Raw genomic sequence first — 19,071 nt, forward strand, 5'->3', positions numbered from 1 at the left:
AGAGCCCATTACGGCGCGCGCGCCGCATCGCCAGACGAGGTCCGCCATGCTGCAATTGCAAACCGTCGCCGTCGACAAGCCCGAGGCCGTGAATTTCATCCTCGGCCAGTCGCATTTCATCAAGTCCGTCGAGGACATCCACGAGGCGCTGGTCGGCACCGTGCCCGGCATCCGTTTCGGGCTCGCGTTCTGCGAGGCATCGGGCAAGCGGCTCGTGCGCCGTTCCGGCACCGATGTGGAACTCGTCGAACTCGCGTGCCGCAACGCCCGCGCAATCGGCGCCGGTCACGCTTTCATCGTGTTCCTCGGCGACGGTTTCTATCCGGTCAACGTGCTCAATGCGATCAAGGCCGTGCCGGAGGTCTGCCGGATCTACTGCGCGACCGCGAACCCGACCGACGTGATCGTCGCGGAGACCGCGCAAGGACGCGGGATCGTCGGCGTCGTCGACGGCTTTCCGCCGCTCGGCATCGAGAACGACGACGACGTGCGCTGGCGCAAGGATCTGCTGCGCACGATCGGATACAAGGCGTAGGCGCGCATGCTGCCCCCCCGCGGCGGGCGTCGCGGGATTCGCGTGCTCGCGTGCGGCGCGGGATGCCCGGCCGATGTGCAGCCGCCGGTACTGCCTGCCGCACCGGCACCGCCCGTGGCTGTACCTCACCCGCCGCCCACGTCGGGATCCGCGGCTGGCCTCGGCCTGGTCGCATAAGACGCACAGGCCGATGCATCAAAGGCGCGTTCGCGGCCGGGATTTCAGGGCGCGGGAAAACTAGACCGTTAGTTGCATTTAAGAGAGCGGGAATACGCTCCCGCTTGCGCCGCGCCGCTGCCGCCTGGCTGTCCTATACTGGCCGCAGCAGACTGACCGACGGCCGTACCGACGCACTAGCAGCAGCCGACCCTTCCCGGAGCAACGCATGCATTACCAGCTGATCTACGAACTCGTCGACGATTACCTGTCCCGGCGCGAACCGTTCCGCGCGCAGCACCTCGCACTCGCACAGGCCGCGACCGAGCGCGGCGAACTCGTGCTCGCCGGCGCGCTGGCCGACCCGGCCGACCAAGCCGTGCTCGTGTTCGAAGGCGATTCGCCGGAAGCGGCCGAGTCGTTCGCGCGTGCCGATCCGTACGTGCAGAACGGCCTCGTGAAATCGTGGCGCGTGCGTCCGTGGCGCGTCGTGATCGGCAAGCACGCGCCGCGCTAGACGCGCGAGGCTACAGCCACCCTGCCCGCTTGAAGCGCCACCACAACCCGAGGTCGGCCCCGAGCATCACCGCAATGCAGCCATAGAAGCCGTATTTCAGGTGCAGTTCGGGCATGTTCGCGAAGTTCATCCCGTAGATGCCGGCGATCATCGTCGGGATCGCGAACAGCGCTGCGAACGAGCCGAGCCGCTTGGTCACCTCGTTCTCCGCGAGCGAGATCATCCCGAGGTTGACCTGGATCGCCGTCACGATCATCTCGCGCCGCCCTTCAATCGTCTTCACGATCCGCTGCAGATGGTCGTACACGTCGCGGAAGTAATGCTCCATCCCGCTGCAGACCTGCGGGATACGCCCGCCGGTGAGCTTCGCGAGCGGCTCGATCAGCGGCGCCGTGTGCTGGTGCAGCATCACGAGCCGGCGCTTCAGCGAATAGAGATCCTCGATGATCGCGCGCGACGACGCCGGCGTGGCCTTCGTAAAAATGCGGTCCTCGAGTTCCTCGAGCTCGACGCCGAGCGTTTCGAGGATCGGGAAATAGCGGTCGACGACCTGGTCCATCAGCGCATAGAACACGAACGCCGAGCCTTCCTTCAGCAGATGCGGCTCGCGCTCGCAGCGCTTGCGCACGTCGCGGAAGTCCTGCTCGGTACGGTTGCGGATCGACAGCACGTAGTTCGGGCCGACGAACACATTCAACTCGCCGACCTTGAGTTCGTCGTCGCCATCGAGCTCGACCATATGCAGCACCGCGAACAGCGAATCGCCGTACTCCTCGATCTTCGGCCGCTGATGCCCCTTGCGGGCATCCTCGAGTGCGAGCTCGTGCAGCCCGAACTCCTCGCCCATCAGGTCGATTTCTTCGGGCGTCGGATCCTTCAGCGCCACCCACACGAAGCATTCGGGCTTCGACACGTAGTCGCTGATGGCGTCGATCTCGATGTCGGCCAGCTTGCGGCCGTCCTGATATGCAGCACAGTTGATCAGCATGTTGTCCGTGATGTTGCAGTTTGCGCATCAGTTTACCGCTTTGCTGCGCGGGCGGCCCGGCTTGCGCAGCAAAGCGATATTGGTCATGATCGTGCTTGCTGCGTGCACCGCAGCACGCGCACCGGGGAACAGGGGCACTTCGACAGGCCCGCGGCACGGCCGGGCGGCCCAACCGTCAAGGAGACAGACCTATGTGGTATTTCTCGTGGATACTCGGCATCGGCGTGGCGCTCGGCTTCGGCATCATCAACGTGATGTGGCTGGAAGCGGAAGTGTTCTCGCGCGGCGACAAGCGCGGCGACACGTCGAGCCAGGGGTCGGGGAGCAAGGTTTCGTGACGCACCTGGTGTTCTTCTGCGGTCATGCCGGCACCGGCAAGACCACGCTCGCGAAGCGGCTCATCGGGCCGCTGATGCGCGCGACCGGCGAGGCCTTCTGCCTGCTCGACAAGGATACGCTGTACGGCCGCTACAGCTCGGCCGCGATGGGCGCGCTCACCGAGGATCCGAACGACCGCGACAGCCCGCTCTACCTGAAGCATCTGCGCGATCCCGAATACCACGGCCTGCTCGACACGGCCCGCGAAAATCTCGCGCTCGGCATCAGCGCGATCGTCGTCGGTCCGCTGTCGCGCGAAGTGCGCGACCGGCGCATCCTCGACCGTGCGTGGCTCGGCATCGCGCCCGACGTCACGCTGACGGTCGTCTGGGTCCACACGTCGGAAGACGTCGCGCACGCGCGGATCGTCGCGCGCGGCAACCCGAACGATGCCTACAAGCTCGCGCACTGGGACGAATACCGGCAGCGCCGCTTCGTGCCGACCGGCAACGAGTGCGACGGCATCGTGATGTTCGACAACACCGCGCCGTCCGACATGGATGTCGACGCGCTGCTGTACCGCATCGTGCCGCCCCCGCCGCCGACGACGATCGTCCCGCCGCTGCCGGCCTGAGCGGCACCCTTCCCGCTTCCCCAAGAAACAACGCCGGAAGCGCTGCTGCGCTCCCGGCGTCGTACGGCCCTCGTGCCAGAGGCTGGCAGGCGGTCAGGCCACCGCGTGCACGCGCTCCATCGTGCCGCCTTCGTACAGCTTGCCGAAGCGGTTCGACAGGAACGCCTTCAGCGACACCTTTTCCTGCGGGATGAAACCGCTCTGCGGCAGCTTTTTCTCGCGGAACAGATCCAGCACCGCGCACATCGCGCCGGCCGTCGTGATCTGGATCGCGCTCATGTGCATCCCGCACACGTCCTTCGCGAAGATCTTGCGCGTGAACACGTCCTGCACGAGCTGGCCGTCCTTCACGCCCGTCACCGTGACGAACACGAGCACGACGTCCTGCTTCGTCGACGGCACCGCGCGGCGCATGATCGACTTCAGCGTGTCGCGGTCGGTCGACAGGCGCAGGTCCTCGAGCAGGAACTGGACGAGTTCGCGGTGGCCCGGGTAGCGCACCGACTTGTAGTCGAGCGTCTCGACCTTGCCCGACAGCGTCTCGCACAGCGTGCCGAGGCCGCCCGACGTGTTGAACGCTTCGTATTCGGTACCGTCGAGCGAGAAGTGCTCGAGGCCTTCGAGCGGCTGCACCCACTGCTTGCGGCCGTCGCGGATCGCTTCGCACGGCTGGCAGTATTCGTTGATGAGGCCGTCGACGCTCCACGTCAGGTTGTACTTCAGCGCGTTGGTCGGATACTCGGGCAGCGCGCCGACGCGCATCTTCACGTCGCGCACTTCGCTGAAGCCGTTCACCAGTTCGTGCGCGGCGATACCGATGAAGCCCGGTGCAAGGCCGCACTGCGGCATGAACGCACGATCGGAGCCGTCGGCCAGTTCGCGGATCGCGTGGGTCGCGCGCACGTCTTCGGTCAGGTCGAAGTAATGGACGCCGGCAGCCTTCGCGGCGGCGGCGACGTTGACCGCGAGGTAGTAAGGCAGTGCGTTGACGAGCGCATCGAAGCCCTTCACTGCTTCGCGAATCGCGTTCGCGTCGGCCGAATCGACCCGTTGCGTCGCGATGCCTTCGCGCGACAGCTTCGCGAGCGCATCCGCATCGCGGTCGAACGCGACGACTTCGTAGTCGCCCGTTTCGCGCAGCATGTGAGCAATGGTGTGGCCGATCAGACCTGCGCCGACGATGGCGATTTTCATGCGCTTATCTCCTGATGATGGGTTGGTGTTGTGTACGGCGTCGAGCCATGAACACAGTTTAGGGACGCGCAAAATCAGTTCCAAGACGAAGAATGATGCGAAACGACCGATAATTTCGACGTTACGACGAACCATTTCGTCGAAATGTCGAAACGACGCGTTTCAGCCCGCCAACAGCCTCGCTATGGCTGGCCTAAGTCTCCCGTTTCAGACTGCATGCCGACCACCCGATTCCCAAGGAGGCATCGCATGCAATCCCTGCCCGTCAATCGCGCGTCGCACTGGCTGAACAAGGTGCCGGACATCGCGCTGTCGTTCTGGATCATCAAGATCATGTCGACCACGGTCGGCGAAACCGGCGCGGACTTTCTCGCGGTCAACGCGGGCCTCGGCCAGACCGTCACGCGCATCGCGATGGCGTCGCTGCTCGCGATCGCCCTGTGGCTGCAGTTACGCACGCGCCGCTACGTGCCATGGATCTACTGGCTCACGGTGGTGCTGGTCAGCATCGTCGGCACGCAGATCACCGACCTGCTCACCGACGGCCTGAACGTCAGCCTGTATGCGAGCACCGCCGCGTTTGCCGTCGCGCTCGCCGCGATCTTCTTCGTGTGGCATCGCATCGAAGGCACGCTGTCGATCGACACGATCGTCACGCCGCGGCGCGAACTGTTCTACTGGGCCGCGATCCTCTGCACGTTCGCGCTCGGCACCGCCGCGGGCGATCTCGCAACCGAAGCGCTCGGGCTCGGCTTCACGCTCGGCGCGCTGTGCTTCGGCGCGGCGATCGCAGCCGTGTTCGTGATGTGGCGACTCGGCGTCAATGCGGTCCTGGCGTTCTGGGTCGCCTACATCCTGACGCGCCCGTTCGGCGCATCGCTCGGCGACCTGCTCACGCAGGCCCGCGCATACGGCGGGCTCGGCTTCGGTGCCGCGTGGACGAGCCTGCTGTTCCTGACCGTGATCGTGCTGCTCGTCGCCGTCGCGCAGTTCGGCAGCGGTCCGCGCACGCGTGCCGGCGCCGCCGAATGACGCCCTTCCCTATCCGTTCATCGAATCGAGGACACCCCATGCGCTTCCCGTATTCCGTTTCCCGTCTCGCCGTTGCCGCGGCCACGATTGCCGCGTTGAGCGCCGCCGGCTGCTCGAAGCACCAGGATGCGAACGCGTCGACATCGGCGCCCGCGGCGGCCTCGGCGTCGCCCACGGCTGCCCATGTATCGAAGCTCGGCGACCTGTCGTCGTTCCGCACGATCGCCGCCGACGTCGACACGCTCGTCGGCAAAGGCGACCTGGCCGGCGCGAAAACGCGCATCAAGGATCTCGAGATCGCGTGGGATGCGGCCGAAGCCGGCCTCAAGCCCCGCGCCGCCGCCGACTGGCACATGGTCGACCAGGAGATCGACCGTGCGCTCACCGCGCTGCGCGCCGACCATCCGACCCAGGCCGATTCGGCCGCCGCGATGAAGAACCTGCTCGCGGCCCTCGACCGGTTCAGCGGCAAATAAGCAGTGCCCCGGGCGCACGGCACGTGACGCGCGCGCGGGAATCGCATACGCTGGCGGCGTTTGCGCCGCACGGAGAACACGTATGCGAATACTGCTCGTCGAAGACGATCCGATGATCGGCGAGGCCGTCCATGCCGCGCTGAAAGACGCGTCGTACGCCACCGACTGGGTCACCGACGGCGGGCGCGCGTTGACCGCGTTCGCCGCGCAGCCCTACGACCTGATCCTGCTCGACCTCGGCCTGCCCGGCCGCGACGGGCTCGACGTGCTGGCCGGCATCCGCGCGAAGGACGCCAGCGCGCCGCTGCTCATCGTCACCGCGCGCGACGGCCTCGACGACCGCCTGCGCGGTCTCGACGGCGGCGCCGACGACTACATCGTGAAGCCGTTCGAGATGGCCGAGCTGCTCGCGCGGATTCGCGTCGCGATCCGGCGTCGGGCCGGTTCGGCCGCGCCGCTGCTGAGCAACGGGATCGTGTCGCTCGACCCGGCGACGCGCGAGGCCGCCGTCGACGGGCACGCGCCGGTCCCGCTGTCGAATCGCGAGTTCTCGCTGCTGCGCGCGCTGCTGGTGCGCCCCGGCGCGATCCTGTCGCGGCGCGAGCTCGAGGATCGCCTGTACGGCTGGGGAGAGGAAGTCGAAAGCAACGCGGTCGAATTCCTGATCCATTCGCTGCGCCGCAAGCTCGGCAGCACCGTGATCAAGAACGTCAGGGGTGTGGGATGGATGGTTTCAAGAAGCACCTGAGCGAGTCGATCGGGTTCCGCCTGTCGGTCGCGCTGTCGGCCGCGATCCTGGTCGTCGCCACGGCAGCGGCCGCGTTCGCGTTTTCATCGGCATTCGACGAAGCGCACGAATTGCAGGACGACGTGCTGCTCCAGGTCGCGACGCTGCTCGACCGCCAGCGTGCGTCTTCGCCCCGTGCCGCCGGCGCCGGGCCCGCGCGCGAAAGCGACGAGCTGTCGCGCGTGATCGTGCAGCCGCTCGGCGGCAATCCGCAGCCAAGCGCCGACGGCGCGCCACGGCTTGCGTTGCCGTCGACGCTCGCCGACGGGCTGCATACACTCGACGCCGGCGGCAACGCGTATCGCGTGATGGTCCATACGTTCACGAACGGCGAGCGCATCGCGGTCGCGCAGGAAGCCGGCGTGCGTGACGACGTCGCGCGCGAGAGTGCGTGGCGCACCGCGCTGCCGCTGCTGATCCTAGTACCGATCCTGCTGCTGCTCGTCGCCGATCTCGTGCGCAAGCTGTTCCGCCCGGTGGCCGCGCTGTCTGCCGGCATCGACGCGCGCGACGAGCACGACCTGCGCCCGGTCCCGGCCGATCACGTGCCGGTCGAGGTGCGGCCGTTCGTCGTCGCGATCAACCGGATGCTCGAGCGCGTCGCGCAATCGGTCGACGCGCAGCGCCGCTTCGTCGCCGACGCCGCGCACGAGCTGCGCTCGCCGCTCACGGCGATGTCGCTGCAGGCCGAGCGCCTTGCCGACACCGACCTGCCGGACGATGCGCGCGCGCGCCTCGCCGCGCTGCGCGGCGGGCTCGAACGCAGCCGCCACCTGATCGGGCAACTCCTCGCGCTCGCGCGTGCGCAAAGCGCGCCGGCCGCCCCGCCCGGCGCCGTGTCGGTGCATGCGATCTATCGCCGCGTGCTGGAAGACCTGATGCCGCTCGCCGATGCGAAAACGATCGACATCGGCGTCGAAGACGGCCCGGACTCCCGCGTGCCCGTCGACGCGCTCGAACTCGCGTCGCTGATCATGAATCTCGTCGACAACGCGATCCGCTACACGCCGCCCGGCGGCCGCGTGGACCTGTCGACGCAACGGACGGACACGCACGCGTGCGTGACGATCGCCGATACCGGGCCGGGCATCGCTCCGCATGAACGCGAGCGCGTGTTCGATCCGTTCTATCGGGTGCCCGGCAACGAACAGATCGGCTCCGGGCTCGGCCTGTCGATCGTGAAGATCCTCGCGGACCGGATGGGTGCCGGCATCACGCTCGCATATGCGGACGAACGGGAATCGCGCGGGCTGCGCGTATCGGTGCGGATTCCGCTCGCGCGGCCGCCCGGCGCGGTGCAGCCCGACAGCCGGGCCGATGCGCAGACGGAAGACGCTCGGCGCGATGGTCGCCGGGTGTGAGCGTCAGCCGCCGATCGTGCCGCGATCGATCTTGCGCGACAGAATGATCGACGTCGTCGTGCGTTCGACGCCTTCGAGCGTGCCGATCTGGTCGAGCAGGTCGTTGAGCCGTTCGGGCGAATCAGCGCGCAGCCATGCGACGTAGTCGTACTCGCCGCTCACCGCGCACAGCAGCTGCACCTCGGGCATCCGGTCGAGCCTGCGCAACACGTCCTTGCCGAACTTCGGCGTGAGGATGATGCCGACATACGCGTAAATGCTCGCGTCGAGCACGTCCTGCCCGAGCCGGACGCTGTAGCCGGCGATCACGTTGGTGCGTTCGAGCCGTGCGATGCGTGCGACGACCGTCGTGCGCGCGACGTCGAGCTGGCGCGCGAGATCCGCGACGCTGGCGCGTGCATCGGCTTGCAGCAGCGCGACGAGTTGCCGGTCGAGATCGTCGAGTTGGTCGAGGCGGGGTGGACGCATGAGGCTGGGCCGGCGTGCGACACGCCAGCGAAATGGAAGGTGACGCGATGATAGCGCCGAACACCGGTACGCCCAAACGGCATCGAACGACTACGGAAGCGCGCGCCGTCATGCGACCGCGCCGCCTTGTCCGTGCGCAACGACCGCGTCCGAAGCGCGCTTGTCGCGCCCGTCGCCGGTACTCGCCGGACGATCACACGGCCCGCGCCGATCCGCCGTGTTCCTTTCAATTTCGATTCGTTTCGGATGTAAGCAAGTGTCGCATTCACTACCGCGCCGCACGCAACGTGCTACTAATAGCGGGCGACGCGAGATGCACGCTTGCGGCAATTGCCGCCGTGTCCGCTCGCAAGACACCACCCCGGAGAGCCAACCATGAAGAAAATTTCGCTCACCCTCGCTACGCTTGCCGTTGCAGCCAGCGCGTTCGCGCAAACCCCGGCGCAGCCGCAAGCGCCCGCTCCGGCCACGACGGCTGCGGCCGCGGCTTCGGCCCCGACCGCCGAGCAGCGTGCGGCACGCCACGAAGCACGCGTCGAGCAACGTATCAAGTACCTGCACGACCAGTTGAAGATCACGTCGGCGCAGGAACCGCAATGGAAGACGTTCGCCGACACGATGCGCGACAACGGCGACACGATGGGCCGCCTCTATCGCGACCGGATGGCAAAGCACGACGTATCCGCGCTCGACGACATCAAGCAGTATGCGGAACTGTCGCAGGCGAACGCCGACGGCGCGAAGAAGCTCGCCGACGCATTCGCGCCGCTTTACGAGAGCTTCCCGGCCGAGCAGAAGGCGCTGGCCGACACGACGTTCCGCAGCTGGCTGCACCACGGCGGCGAGCAGCGCGGCAAGGGCAAGACGAAGGGCAAGGAAGGCAAGGCGGCAGCCGCACCGGCCGCGAGCGCCCCCGCACAGAACTGACGCCCTCCCCGCCGGCGCCGCGCTGCCCGTCCGGGCCGAACGGCGCCGCGCCTGCTCCAGGCGATCGGCGCGTCACACGGCGCGCCGGATTCGGGATAAGCTCCCGGCTTTTCCCGCACTTCCTCGCCATGCTCGAACTCAAGCACATCGATCTGCGCACCGACCCGCAGGCCCGTCGCGTCGTCAAGGACGAAACCGTCGCCGTTTCATTCGCGGATGCCGACGGCGAACTGATGAGCCTCGAAGGCCCGAACCGCTATGTCGCGGGCGACGCGCTGATCACCGGCTCGACCGGCGACCGCTGGGTCGTGTCGCGCGCGCGCTTCGACGCCAAATACCTGCCCGCCGATCCGGCACTCGCACACGGTGCACCGGGCGCATACCGGAACCGGCCGGCCGTCGTGCTCGCCCGCCGGATGGACGAGCCGTTTACGATCGCCCGCTCGGAAAACGGCGACACGCTGCGCGGCGTCGCCGGCGACTGGGTGATGCAGTACGCGCCCGGCGACTACGGCGTCGTGCAGGCGCAGCGCTTCGCGCAGGTCTACCGCGACGCGTAATCCGCCACGCCGGCATGGCGCCGGCGCGTAAGCTCACGCAAAGTCTTCGTCGAGTTCGAGTTCCGCGTCGCGCTCGATGGCCTCGCCGGCCGCGTGCCGCTCCTCGAGCGACCCGAGCATCGCTTCCGTATACGCGTGCAGCACCGCATGGCTGCGCGCGCGCTGCATCGGCTTGAGCGCCAGATAGCGCGCGAGTGCCGCCGGAACGATACGGATATCGAACGTCATCCGCTTCGGCGTCGCGCCGAAACGCATCGCGAGCCAGTGCACCGACAGGAACCGTCCGCGCTCGTCACTGCTTTCGGCAAAGCGCGTCTGCTCCGGAAAGAGATCGCAGATCACGCGCGCGAGCGCGTCGAATTCCGCGCTCTGGCATTCGATCAGGTAGTCGTCCATTCCGTCTCTCCCGTCAGGCAGCCGTACGCGACGGCCGGCACGTCTTGACCAGCACGACGACCAGGATCGCGGCCAGCACGAAATACGCGCCCTCGACCCATGCGGCCGGCAGCACGCGCACCTGGTACAGCAGCGCCGGCGCCGCCGCGAGCGCATGCAGCACGATCGCGAGCGGCAACACGCCCGCGCGGCCAGCGCGCACGCCGCGCCATACCAGCACCGACAGCGCAAGCTGCAGCACGAACGCCACGCAGCGTTCGAGCAGCAACAGCAGGATCGACTGCGCCGACAGCGTCGCGAGCATCACTTGCAGCCGCACGACGGTATCGACCGGCAGGTCGGAGAGTTGCGTCTCGAGCTGGCCGCGGCTCGCCAGCCACGCGAGATACGACCACTGCCCCCACACGAGCACGCCGACGAACCACGCTTCGGCGCCGCCGTGACCGATCCCGTAGCCGATCCCGCGGCCATCGCCGGCCGACGCGCCGTAGCGGCGGTTCAGGAAACGCATCCCGAGATAACGACCGACTTCCTCGAACACGGCGGTTGCGAGCGCGCTGTACGCGACGAACGCGAGCGGCTGCGTCAGCCAGCCATCCGCCGGCGTCCGGCTCAGCACGAGCCCGTGGAACGCGCGTTCGACGATCATCGCAAACAGCGTGAAGACGGCGACGCCGACGATCGTGTCGCGTCGGTTGAGCGCAAGCGGCTTGCGCAGGATACGGAAGAGGACGAGCGGCAGCAGCGCGATGATCAGCGTGGCGGCGATCAGCACCGCCAGCGTGACGGGAGCGACAGTCATGTATTTCCTTGTTCGGGGCAGCGCACCTGACGCGCTGCGTGCCCCGAATGATACTCAGCTTGCGGTCGACGCGCGCGCAATCAGCTCGCCCGGCAGCATCGCGACGCGCACGTCGCCCGCCGCGCCGTCGATCCGCTCGTGCACGAATTCGACGGCCTTGTAGCCGATTTCGTAAGTCGGCTGGCGGATCGTCGTGATGCCGATCAGCTCGGCCCATTCCGGATCGTCGATCGACAGCAGCGCCGCCTTCTGCTGCCACGCGGCGCCGAAACGCGCGCGCAGATGGCGCGCGATCGCGAGCGCGACCGGCGCGTTCGCGGCGAACAGCGCCGCGCGCACGCCGCGCCGCGCCGCATCGTCGATGCGGGCATTGACGTCGGCGAAGGCCGCGGCGGTCGCGTCGGGCTCGTTCAGGTCGAGCACGACCGTCGACGGCACCGGCAGCCCGCGGGCGTCCAGCGCCGCGCGGAACGCGGCCTCGCGCACGCGCCGCGAACTGACGCGCTCGAACGGCTGCACGACGAAATGGATCGCGTCGAAGCCGTGCTCGACCAGGTGCGCGAGCGCCGTCTCGATCGCATCGGCGTTGTCGAGGCCGATCAGGTCGGCCTCGAAGCCCTCGACCGTCCGGTCGACGAGCACGGCCGGGATGCCGGCGCCGCGCAGCGGGCGCAGCACATCCTCGTCGGCGCCGAGCGCGTTGACGATCAGCCCTTCGACACGGTAGGTCGTGAGCAGCTGCAGGAAGCGGCGCTCCATCTCGACTTCATTCGCCGCGTGACAGATGAGCGGCATGTAGCCGAGCGCATGGCACGCGGCCTCGACGCCCTGCAGCACTTCGACGGTGTAAGGATTGGTCAGGTCGGCCGCGAGCATGCCGAGCAGCCGGTTGCGGCCGCGCTTGAGCCCGCGCGCCATCTGGTTCGGCCGGTAATTGAGCCGCGCGATCGCCGCTTCGATGCGCTGGCGCAGATCGGTGGACAGCACGTGCGTCTCGCCGTTCAGGTAGCGCGAAACGCTGGTCTTGCCCGTGCCGGCCTCGCGCGCGACGTCGCTGATCGTCGCCGGACGCGTCGTGGAAGGTTGCGAATCGGTCACTGTCGTGCCTCGCGACGTACGATCCGCGCCGCTTCGTGAGCAGACGGACCTTTGTTGTTGGATACGAAAGCCATCCGGCGGCCTCTCCTGTCGATCAGCGTTAGTGCTTTAGCACTTACGCTGATCCCATGCTTCGCGGTCGATCAGCGTTAGTGCTTCAGCACTTACGCTGGTCCCATGCTTCGCGGTCGATCGGTGCCGGCGCGTGAGCGCCCGCTCCGGTCACGTGCAAAAGCAGTCGGCCGCACCGGACCTGGCGCGAATGCCCGTCGCCGGACGCCGCCGGCAGCGTGGCCGAGCCGTCGATGCGACGAGCGGGCGATCATAACGCAGCCAGCCCTCCGGCACCAAGACCATCGACTCTAACGGCGCCTGAGCCGCACCGGCCGGTTGCCCGCCACCGCTCAGGCCCGAGCCAGCGCGTCCGGATTGACGAGATTCGTGCGCAGCGTGCCGGCCAGCGCGCCGACCAGGTTTTCCGCGGCGCAGCGCGCCATCGCGTGGCGCGTCTCGTGCGTCGCCGAGCCGATATGCGGCAGCGCAACGACATTCTTCAACTGCAGCAGCGGCGAATCCGCCGGCAGCGGCTCTTTCTCGAACACGTCGAGCCCCGCGCCGCGGATCGTGCCCGCACGCAGCGCGTCGACCAGCGCGGCTTCGTCGACGACGGGCCCGCGCGACGCGTTGATCAGGATCGCGCCGCGCTTCATCTTCGCGAATTCGGGCGCGCCGATCAGGTGATGCGTGTCCGGCGACAGCGGCACCTGCACGCACACGAAATCCGACTGCGCGAGCAGTTCGTCGAGCGTCACGCGCCGCGCGCCGTATTGCGTCTCGGCTTCGGCATGCGCGGACCGGTTCGCGTACAGCACCTGCATCCGGAAGCCGAGCGCCGCGCGCCGCGCGACCGCGCCGCCGATCCGCCCGAGCCCCACGATGCCGAGCGTCTTGCCCTGCACATCGGTACCGTACAGGTCGGGCCCGATGCTGCGATGCCAGTGGCCGGCCTTCACCCACTCGGCCAGCTCGACCACGCGCCGCGCGGACGCGAGGATCAGCGAAAACACCGTATCGGCGGTCGACTCGGTCAGCACGTCCGGCGTATGCGCAAGCACGATCCCGCGCCGCGTGAGATCCGCGACATCGAAGTTGTCGTAGCCGACCGAGATCGTCGACCAGGCCTTCAATCGCGGTGCGCGGTCGAGCATCTGCGGCGTGACCTTCAGGCTCGCGCCGATCGCGCCGTCCGCGTTGCCGAGCGCATCGGCAAGTGCGTCGGCGCCGTCGGCCCGCACGACGTCCGCATGCTCGCGCAGGTACGCGAGAACGTCATCGGGCAGCGGCTTGTACGCGACGATACGAGGCTTCATCGTTTCATTTTCCTTGCAGCGGCGCGGCGAGCGAATGCGCATCGCGCGCCTGGGGTTTGACGGACAGCGTGAGGATCACCGCGGCGACGAGCGCGGCGCTCATGAATGCGTACGACGCGACGGGCGACCCGGTCGCGCCGTTCAGGTAGCCGACGAAGTACGAGCCGACGAACGAGCCGAGCGCGCCCATGCTGTTGATCAGCGCCATCGCGCCGCCGGCGACGTTCTTCGGCAGCAGTTCCGGCACGATCGCGAAGAACGGGCCGTACGGCGCATACATCGCGGCGCCCGCGACGACCAGCAGCGCATACGAGATCCAGAAATGCGACGAGCCGAGCGCATACGACGCGGCGAACGCGGCCGCGCCGATCAGCAGGAACGGCCACACGAAACCGCGCCGCGAGCCGACCTTGTCGGACGCCCACGATGCGGCGAGCATCGCGATCGTCGCCGCGAGATACGGCAGCGCGGACAGCCAGCCGGTCGCGACCATCCCGAGGTCGGAGCCGTTCTTGACGATCGACGGCAGCCACAGCACGAAACCGTACACGCCGATGCTCCAGCAGAAATATTGCGCGCACAGCTTGATCACGGCCGGCGAGCGGAACGCCTCGCCATAGTTGCGCACCGGCTTGATCGCCGCCTGCTCGGCCGCGAGCGCGGCGTCGAGGTCGCGCTTTTCCTGCGCGGTGAGCCACGACGAATCGGCCGGCTTGTCCTGCACCAGGAACCACCAGCACACGGCCCAGATGACGGCCGGCACGCCTTCGGCGATGAACATGTGGCGCCAGCCGAATTCGTGCACGAGATACCCGGACAAGATCGACATCCACAGCACGGTGACCGGGTTGCCGAGGATCAGGAACGTGTTCGCGCGCGAGCGCTCGTTCTTCGTGAACCAGTTGCTGATGTAGATCAGCATCGCCGGCATCACCGCCGCCTCGACGACGCCGAGCACGAAGCGGATCGCCATCAGTGACGGGATGTTGCTGACCACGCCCGTGAGCGCCGCGCAGCCGCCCCACAGCACGAGGCTGACGAACACGAGTTTCTTCACGCTGCGGCGTTCCGCATAGATCGCACCGGGGATCTGGAAGAAAAAGTAGCCGAGGAAGAACAGCGCGCCGATCAGCGACGACAGGCCCTTGCTGATCCCGAGATCCTGGTTGATGCCGGCCGCGGCCGCGAACCCGTAGTTCGCGCGGTCGAGGTAGGCGAGGCTGTACGTGATGAAGACGATCGGCATGATCGTCCACCAGCGTCGGGCTGCGAGATTGGTTGCCATGTGTATGTCTCCTTCTGTCGACCGGAACTGGCGCTTCAGCGCCCATCCGGTCTCGGGCAAAGCTGTGCGTCGCGCACGAAATGGATCCGCGGATTGTGCCGTGTCCGGCCTCTCATTGCGCGGTGACGGTTTCCTCTAAGCGATCGGCGCGATTGCTGACATTTTCGAGTCGGTCGAGTGCTTCGCGGGTCGGCAAGCCTTCCGAATCGCCGATCACCTGGATCGCGAGCGCGCCGATCCGGTTGCCGCGCGCGACGGCCTGCGCGACGCTCCGGCCTTCCAGCAGCGCGCTGACCACACCGACCGCAAAGCCATCGCCGGCGCCGACCGTGTCGACGACGTGCTCGACGCGCTCGCCCGCGACCGTGCCTTCGCGGCCGTCGGCCGTCCGGTAGTACGCGCCTTCCGCGCCGAGCTTGATCACGACGCCGCGTGCGCCCTGCGCGAGATAGAAGCCCGCGATATCGGCCGGCGTGTCGCGCCCGGTGAGCTGCCGCCCTTCGGCAAGGCCCGGCAGCACCCAGTCGGCGAGCGTCGCGAGCGCGTTCAGCGTCTTCGCCATCACGTCGGCGGACGGCCACAGCGTCGGGCGCAGGTTCGGGTCGAACGAGATCGTCTTGCCGGCCGCGCGCATCTCGCGCGCAAGCTGGAACGCAAGCTCGCACGACGTCGCGGAGATCGCCGGCGCGACACCCGTCAGGTGCAGGTGGCGCGCGCCGAGCACGTAGTCGGCCACATAGTCGTCGCACGACAGGTGGCTCGCGGCCGAGCCCTTGCGGAAATATTCGACGGTCGGGTCGCTGCCGTCGTCGTTGCGCGATTTCAGCTGGAAACCGGTCGGATAGCGCGGGTCGATGGTCACGCACGACGCATCGATACCTTCGCGCGCCAGCGTGTCGAGCACGTAGCCGCCGAACGAATCGCGGCCCACGCGGCTCATCCAGCCGACCCGGAAGCCGAGCCGCGACAGGCCGATCGCGACGTTCAGGTCGGCGCCCGCGATCCGCTTCGCGAATTGCGCCGCGTGCGCGAGGTGGCCGGGCTCGGTCGCGACGAACATCGCCATCGCTTCGCCGTAGGTAACGACATCGAGTGCTGCTTTCATGAATGAACTCCCCAGGATCCTTCCGCCGTCACGCGGTTGCGAGCCATGCGACGCGCCGGCATGCATCGCCAGCCAGGTCGGCTGCGTCGAACGGAAACTCGATGCCGCGCGGCGCATGCTGCGGCAGCGCCGCGAGCACACCGGTCATGAGCGAATCGTTCGGCGCCGGCGCGGTGGCGAAACGGCGCGCGCCCTCGCCAACGACTGCCTTGCAATGAATGTATTCCACATGCGGCGCGAGCACCTGCGCGCAATCGAGCGGCGCTTCGCCCGGCCACTGCCAGTTGCCGATGTCGAACGTCATCCCGAGCGCATCGGGCAGGCCCGCCGCGGCCAGCGCATCGAACAGCCCGCGGAACTGCGAGAGCGCGCCGCCGACCGGAAGCTGGCCGTTCTCGACCACCACGCGAGCACGCGCGCCGCGCGACAGCGCGACGATGTCGGCTGCATGTGCGTCGCCTGCGAAGCCGCCGAGCTGGAATTTCACGAAGCGCGCGCCGAGCGCGTCGGCTTCCGCGAGCGCGGCGCGCAATGCGTCCGCATCGAGCGCGCCCGTTTCCGTGTACAGCGTAGCCGGCGTCGAATAGACCGACCACAGCCCGTGGCCGGCCAGTTGTGCGCCGAGCGCGGCCAGCGCGCCGGGCGCCGCGTCGTCGTCCGACGCGAACAGTTCGCGCCGCACCTCGAAACCGGTCGCACCGGATGCCGCCGCAGTCGCGATGAATGCGCGGTGGCCCTCTTGTCGCACGCGGTTGATTCCGAATGCGCTCGCCACGATCACGATGTCTGTCATTTTGCCCTTTTTTTACCGGAATGGAACCGGTTCCATCAACTTGAGACGGATGGTGCGCTTCGCTTCAGACCCACGCCATAGAGAAAATCCCTAAGACCGGACGCCACGCGAATGCGCGCCCGACGGCGTGCATCGCGCGTTCCCGGGCCGGCTTGGGCCGCTTATGGAATGTCGTGCGCGAGACTCGTTTCGAGGAATTGCGCGGCGACCCGCGATGGTGCGCCTCCGTGCGGCACGAGGATGGAGAAATGCCGCGTGAGCGGCGCGGGCGCGAGCGAACGCGGCACGAGCGCCGCATCCTGATGACGCAGCGACATCGCGGACACGAACCCGACGCCCATCCCGGCGCGCACGGCCTCCTTCACGGCTTCGACGCCCGCGATCTCGAACGCGACGCGCATCGGCGCGCCGCCATGCGCGAACGCACGCTCGACGAGTTGCCGCACGCCGGAGCCCTCTTCGCGCAGCACGAGCGGATGCGCGGCGAGCGCGGCGAGCGTCACACCCGCATCGTAGCCGGGCGCCGCGAGCGGATGGCCGGTCGGCACGATCGCGACGATCTCGTCCTCGTGCCACGGATGCACGGCCGTGCCGGGCGGCAGCGCCTCGCCCGGCGGCCCTTCGATCATCGCGACGTCGAGCGACGCCAGCGCCGCGACCACGTCGGCCGTATTGCCGCTCATCGTATGGATCGTCACGCGCGGCGCGCGCGGCTGGAACGCCGCGATCAGGTACGGCAGCAGGTAGCTCGCGGGCGTCGTGCTCGCGCCGATGCGCAGCGTGCCGGCCTCGAGGCCGCGCACCGCGTCGCGAAACGCGCGCGCCTGCGCAAACGTGTCGCGTTGCGCCTTCGCGTACTGCGCGAGCTGTTCGCCGACCGGCGTCAGGCGGATGCCGCGGCCGTCGCGCTGGTACAGCGGCTCGCCGAATTCGTCCTGCAACAGCCGCAACTGGCCCGACACGGCCGGCTGCGACAGATGCAGCGCCACGGCGGCGTGGCTGATGTTCAGGTGTTCGGCGACGGCGGCGAACGTTATCAGTTGATCCGGGGTCATGGGGAGAAATTATCGGCTTTCCGGATAGTTTACGTCACTAATCACAATTTTTCATATCGATATAACAAAATTAGGATTACAGCATCGCAACACGCTCCATCACGGTGCTTCCATGTCCACTGCCCCGACTCCCCATCTCAGCCACACCGCGCCGTCGATGCGCGGCCAGTTGAACGGCGTGCTGTTCGTCGCGCTGTTCGCCGCCGCCGTCACGAGCCTGTCCCAGCTCCCCGCGATCGCGGGCCTCGGCCTGTCGCCGCTGATCGTCGGCATCGTCGCCGGTGCGCTGTACGGCAACGCGTTGCGCGACGGCATGCCGGCCAGCTGGGCGGCCGGCGTCAATTTCTCCGCGCGCAAGCTGCTGCGCATCGCAGTCGCGTTCTTCGGGTTGCGCGTGAGCCTGCAGGAAATCGCGCAGGTCGGGCTGCCGGGCCTGACGGTATCGGTGCTGGTCGTCGTCAGCACGCTCGTGATCGGCACCTGGGCCGGCATGAAGCTGATGAAGCTCGATCGCGACGCGGCGCTGCTGACCGCGGCCGGCAGCGCGATCTGCGGCGCGGCCGCCGTGCTCGCGTTCGAGTCGACGCTGCAGTCGAAGCCGCACCAGAGCGCGATGGCCGTGGGCAGCGTCGTGCTGTTCGGCACGCTGTCGATGTTCCTGTACCCGATCGCGTATCACGCCGGGCTGCTGAACCTCGATCCGGCCGGCCTCGGCCTGTTCTTCGGCGGCACGATCCACGAGGTCGCGCAGGTGGTTGGCGCGGCCAGCGACATCAGCCCGCAGGTCGCGCACGTCGCGACGATCGTCAAGATGACGCGCGTGATGCTGCTTGTCCCCGTGCTGCTCGTGCTCGGCTGGTGGCTCGCCCGCTCGGCCCGCGCCACGGCCGGCGGCGCGCAAGGCAAGCGCAAGGTGGCGGTGCCCTGGTTCGCGCTCGGCTTCCTCGGCTTCGTGATCGTCAATTCGCTGAACGTGCTGCCCGCCGACGTCACGCACACGCTGAACGTGCTCGACACCTTTGCGCTGACGATGGCGATGACCGCGCTCGGCATCGAGACGCGCGTGTCGCAGATCCGCGCAGCCGGCCCCCGTGCGCTGATGACCGGCCTGATCCTGTACGTGTGGCTGATCGCCGGCGGCTACGGGATCACCTGGACCGTGCAGCACTGGCTTGGCTGAGCCGCATGTCCGCAACGCTTCGCGCGCCGCGCCC

At 68.0% G+C, this 19,071-nt stretch carries 22 protein-coding genes; 11 read left to right on the forward strand and 11 right to left on the reverse strand.

Annotation, left to right across the window (positions count from 1 at the left end):
- The first annotated feature begins 46 nt into the window (after positions 1-46).
- Both CUJ89_RS09635 and CUJ89_RS09640 read left to right on the forward strand, forming a co-directional pair.
- Positions 47-535: an adenosine-specific kinase gene (locus tag CUJ89_RS09635; protein WP_114177131.1), complete on the forward strand. Its 489-nt coding sequence runs from the start codon at positions 47-49 to the stop codon at positions 533-535.
- A 385-nt stretch (positions 536-920) separates the two neighbouring features.
- Positions 921-1,208, forward strand: a complete 288-nt coding sequence (locus CUJ89_RS09640; protein WP_114177132.1) for a YciI-like protein — start codon at positions 921-923, stop codon at positions 1,206-1,208.
- A 10-nt stretch (positions 1,209-1,218) separates the two neighbouring features.
- On the opposite strand, the gene corA is transcribed toward CUJ89_RS09640, so the two are convergent.
- Entirely contained in the window at positions 1,219-2,196 is a 978-nt protein-coding gene (gene corA / locus CUJ89_RS09645; protein WP_114177133.1) for a magnesium/cobalt transporter CorA, read from the reverse strand.
- 191 nt (positions 2,197-2,387) lie between these two features.
- On the opposite strand from corA, the gene cydX reads away from it, so the two are divergent.
- Together cydX and CUJ89_RS09655 are read left to right on the forward strand one after the other, a co-directional pair.
- The gene (gene cydX / locus CUJ89_RS09650) at positions 2,388-2,534 is read left to right on the forward strand and encodes a cytochrome bd-I oxidase subunit CydX (RefSeq protein ID WP_114177134.1); all 147 of its coding nucleotides are present in this window, start codon (positions 2,388-2,390) and stop codon (positions 2,532-2,534) included.
- Positions 2,531-3,148, forward strand: a complete 618-nt coding sequence (locus CUJ89_RS09655) for an AAA family ATPase (protein ID WP_114177135.1) — start codon at positions 2,531-2,533, stop codon at positions 3,146-3,148. Before cydX ends, CUJ89_RS09655 begins: the two co-directional genes overlap by 4 nt.
- Before the next feature lie 93 nt (positions 3,149-3,241).
- On the opposite strand, the gene CUJ89_RS09660 is transcribed toward CUJ89_RS09655, so the two are convergent.
- Positions 3,242-4,342 (reverse strand): saccharopine dehydrogenase family protein, encoded by a 1,101-nt coding sequence (locus CUJ89_RS09660; protein ID WP_034181371.1) that lies wholly within the window; start codon positions 4,340-4,342, stop codon positions 3,242-3,244.
- Positions 4,343-4,591: 249 nt separating this feature from the next.
- Here CUJ89_RS09660 and CUJ89_RS09665 point away from each other — a divergent pair, with 249 nt between their 5' ends.
- From CUJ89_RS09665 to CUJ89_RS09680, 4 genes are all read left to right on the forward strand, one after another.
- Positions 4,592-5,374, forward strand: coding sequence for a hypothetical protein (locus tag CUJ89_RS09665; RefSeq protein WP_114177136.1), 783 nt, complete (start codon positions 4,592-4,594; stop codon positions 5,372-5,374).
- A 38-nt stretch (positions 5,375-5,412) separates the two neighbouring features.
- Positions 5,413-5,850, forward strand: a complete 438-nt coding sequence (locus tag CUJ89_RS09670) for a hypothetical protein (protein WP_114177137.1) — start codon at positions 5,413-5,415, stop codon at positions 5,848-5,850.
- Between the two features lie 82 nt (positions 5,851-5,932).
- Positions 5,933-6,598 carry a response regulator transcription factor gene (locus CUJ89_RS09675; protein WP_114177138.1) on the forward strand — a complete coding sequence of 222 codons (666 nt, stop codon included), beginning with the start codon at positions 5,933-5,935 and terminating at the stop codon, positions 6,596-6,598.
- A complete protein-coding gene (locus CUJ89_RS09680) occupies positions 6,574-7,998 on the forward strand; it encodes a sensor histidine kinase (RefSeq protein ID WP_114177139.1) in 1,425 nt (474 codons plus the stop codon). The genes CUJ89_RS09675 and CUJ89_RS09680 overlap by 25 nt, the downstream gene beginning before the upstream one ends.
- A gap of 3 nt (positions 7,999-8,001) precedes the next feature.
- Here CUJ89_RS09680 and CUJ89_RS09685 read toward each other — a convergent pair whose 3' ends face one another.
- The gene (locus tag CUJ89_RS09685; RefSeq protein ID WP_006755043.1) at positions 8,002-8,466 is read right to left on the reverse strand and encodes an Lrp/AsnC family transcriptional regulator; all 465 of its coding nucleotides are present in this window, start codon (positions 8,464-8,466) and stop codon (positions 8,002-8,004) included.
- 375 nt (positions 8,467-8,841) lie between these two features.
- Here CUJ89_RS09685 and CUJ89_RS09690 point away from each other — a divergent pair, with 375 nt between their 5' ends.
- Complete coding sequence (locus CUJ89_RS09690; protein ID WP_114177140.1) at positions 8,842-9,393, forward strand: Spy/CpxP family protein refolding chaperone; 552 nt, start codon at positions 8,842-8,844, stop codon at positions 9,391-9,393.
- Between the two features lie 128 nt (positions 9,394-9,521).
- Positions 9,522-9,953: a PGDYG domain-containing protein gene (locus CUJ89_RS09695; protein ID WP_021160921.1), complete on the forward strand. Its 432-nt coding sequence runs from the start codon at positions 9,522-9,524 to the stop codon at positions 9,951-9,953.
- Between the two features lie 33 nt (positions 9,954-9,986).
- Here the strand turns inward: CUJ89_RS09695 and CUJ89_RS09700 are convergent, their stop codons facing one another.
- The 8 genes from CUJ89_RS09700 to CUJ89_RS09735 all read right to left on the reverse strand — a co-directional run bounded on the left by CUJ89_RS09700 (position 9,987) and on the right by CUJ89_RS09735 (position 17,857).
- Positions 9,987-10,349, reverse strand: coding sequence for a DUF3022 domain-containing protein (locus CUJ89_RS09700; RefSeq protein ID WP_114177141.1), 363 nt, complete (start codon positions 10,347-10,349; stop codon positions 9,987-9,989).
- A gap of 13 nt (positions 10,350-10,362) precedes the next feature.
- Positions 10,363-11,151 (reverse strand): YhfC family intramembrane metalloprotease, encoded by a 789-nt coding sequence (locus CUJ89_RS09705; RefSeq protein WP_114177142.1) that lies wholly within the window; start codon positions 11,149-11,151, stop codon positions 10,363-10,365.
- Positions 11,152-11,205: 54 nt separating this feature from the next.
- A complete protein-coding gene (locus CUJ89_RS09710; protein ID WP_114177143.1) occupies positions 11,206-12,249 on the reverse strand; it encodes a LacI family DNA-binding transcriptional regulator in 1,044 nt (347 codons plus the stop codon).
- A gap of 404 nt (positions 12,250-12,653) precedes the next feature.
- Positions 12,654-13,619, reverse strand: coding sequence for an NAD(P)-dependent oxidoreductase (locus CUJ89_RS09715; RefSeq protein WP_114178566.1), 966 nt, complete (start codon positions 13,617-13,619; stop codon positions 12,654-12,656).
- Positions 13,620-13,623: 4 nt separating this feature from the next.
- On the reverse strand, positions 13,624-14,904 hold the full coding sequence (locus CUJ89_RS09720) for an MFS transporter (RefSeq protein WP_114177144.1): 1,281 nt from the start codon (positions 14,902-14,904) through the stop codon (positions 13,624-13,626).
- 112 nt (positions 14,905-15,016) lie between these two features.
- Positions 15,017-16,009 (reverse strand): sugar kinase, encoded by a 993-nt coding sequence (locus tag CUJ89_RS09725; protein WP_114177145.1) that lies wholly within the window; start codon positions 16,007-16,009, stop codon positions 15,017-15,019.
- Positions 16,010-16,037: 28 nt separating this feature from the next.
- Complete coding sequence (locus CUJ89_RS09730; RefSeq protein ID WP_114177146.1) at positions 16,038-16,802, reverse strand: sugar phosphate isomerase/epimerase; 765 nt, start codon at positions 16,800-16,802, stop codon at positions 16,038-16,040.
- Between the two features lie 161 nt (positions 16,803-16,963).
- A complete protein-coding gene (locus CUJ89_RS09735; protein WP_114177147.1) occupies positions 16,964-17,857 on the reverse strand; it encodes a LysR family transcriptional regulator in 894 nt (297 codons plus the stop codon).
- 112 nt (positions 17,858-17,969) lie between these two features.
- Here CUJ89_RS09735 and CUJ89_RS09740 point away from each other — a divergent pair, with 112 nt between their 5' ends.
- Positions 17,970-19,037: a YeiH family protein gene (locus CUJ89_RS09740; RefSeq protein WP_114177148.1), complete on the forward strand. Its 1,068-nt coding sequence runs from the start codon at positions 17,970-17,972 to the stop codon at positions 19,035-19,037.
- The last annotated feature ends 34 nt before the right edge of the window (positions 19,038-19,071 follow it).

This window comes from Burkholderia pyrrocinia (assembly GCF_003330765.1).
Lineage (GTDB): Bacteria > Pseudomonadota > Gammaproteobacteria > Burkholderiales > Burkholderiaceae > Burkholderia > Burkholderia pyrrocinia_B.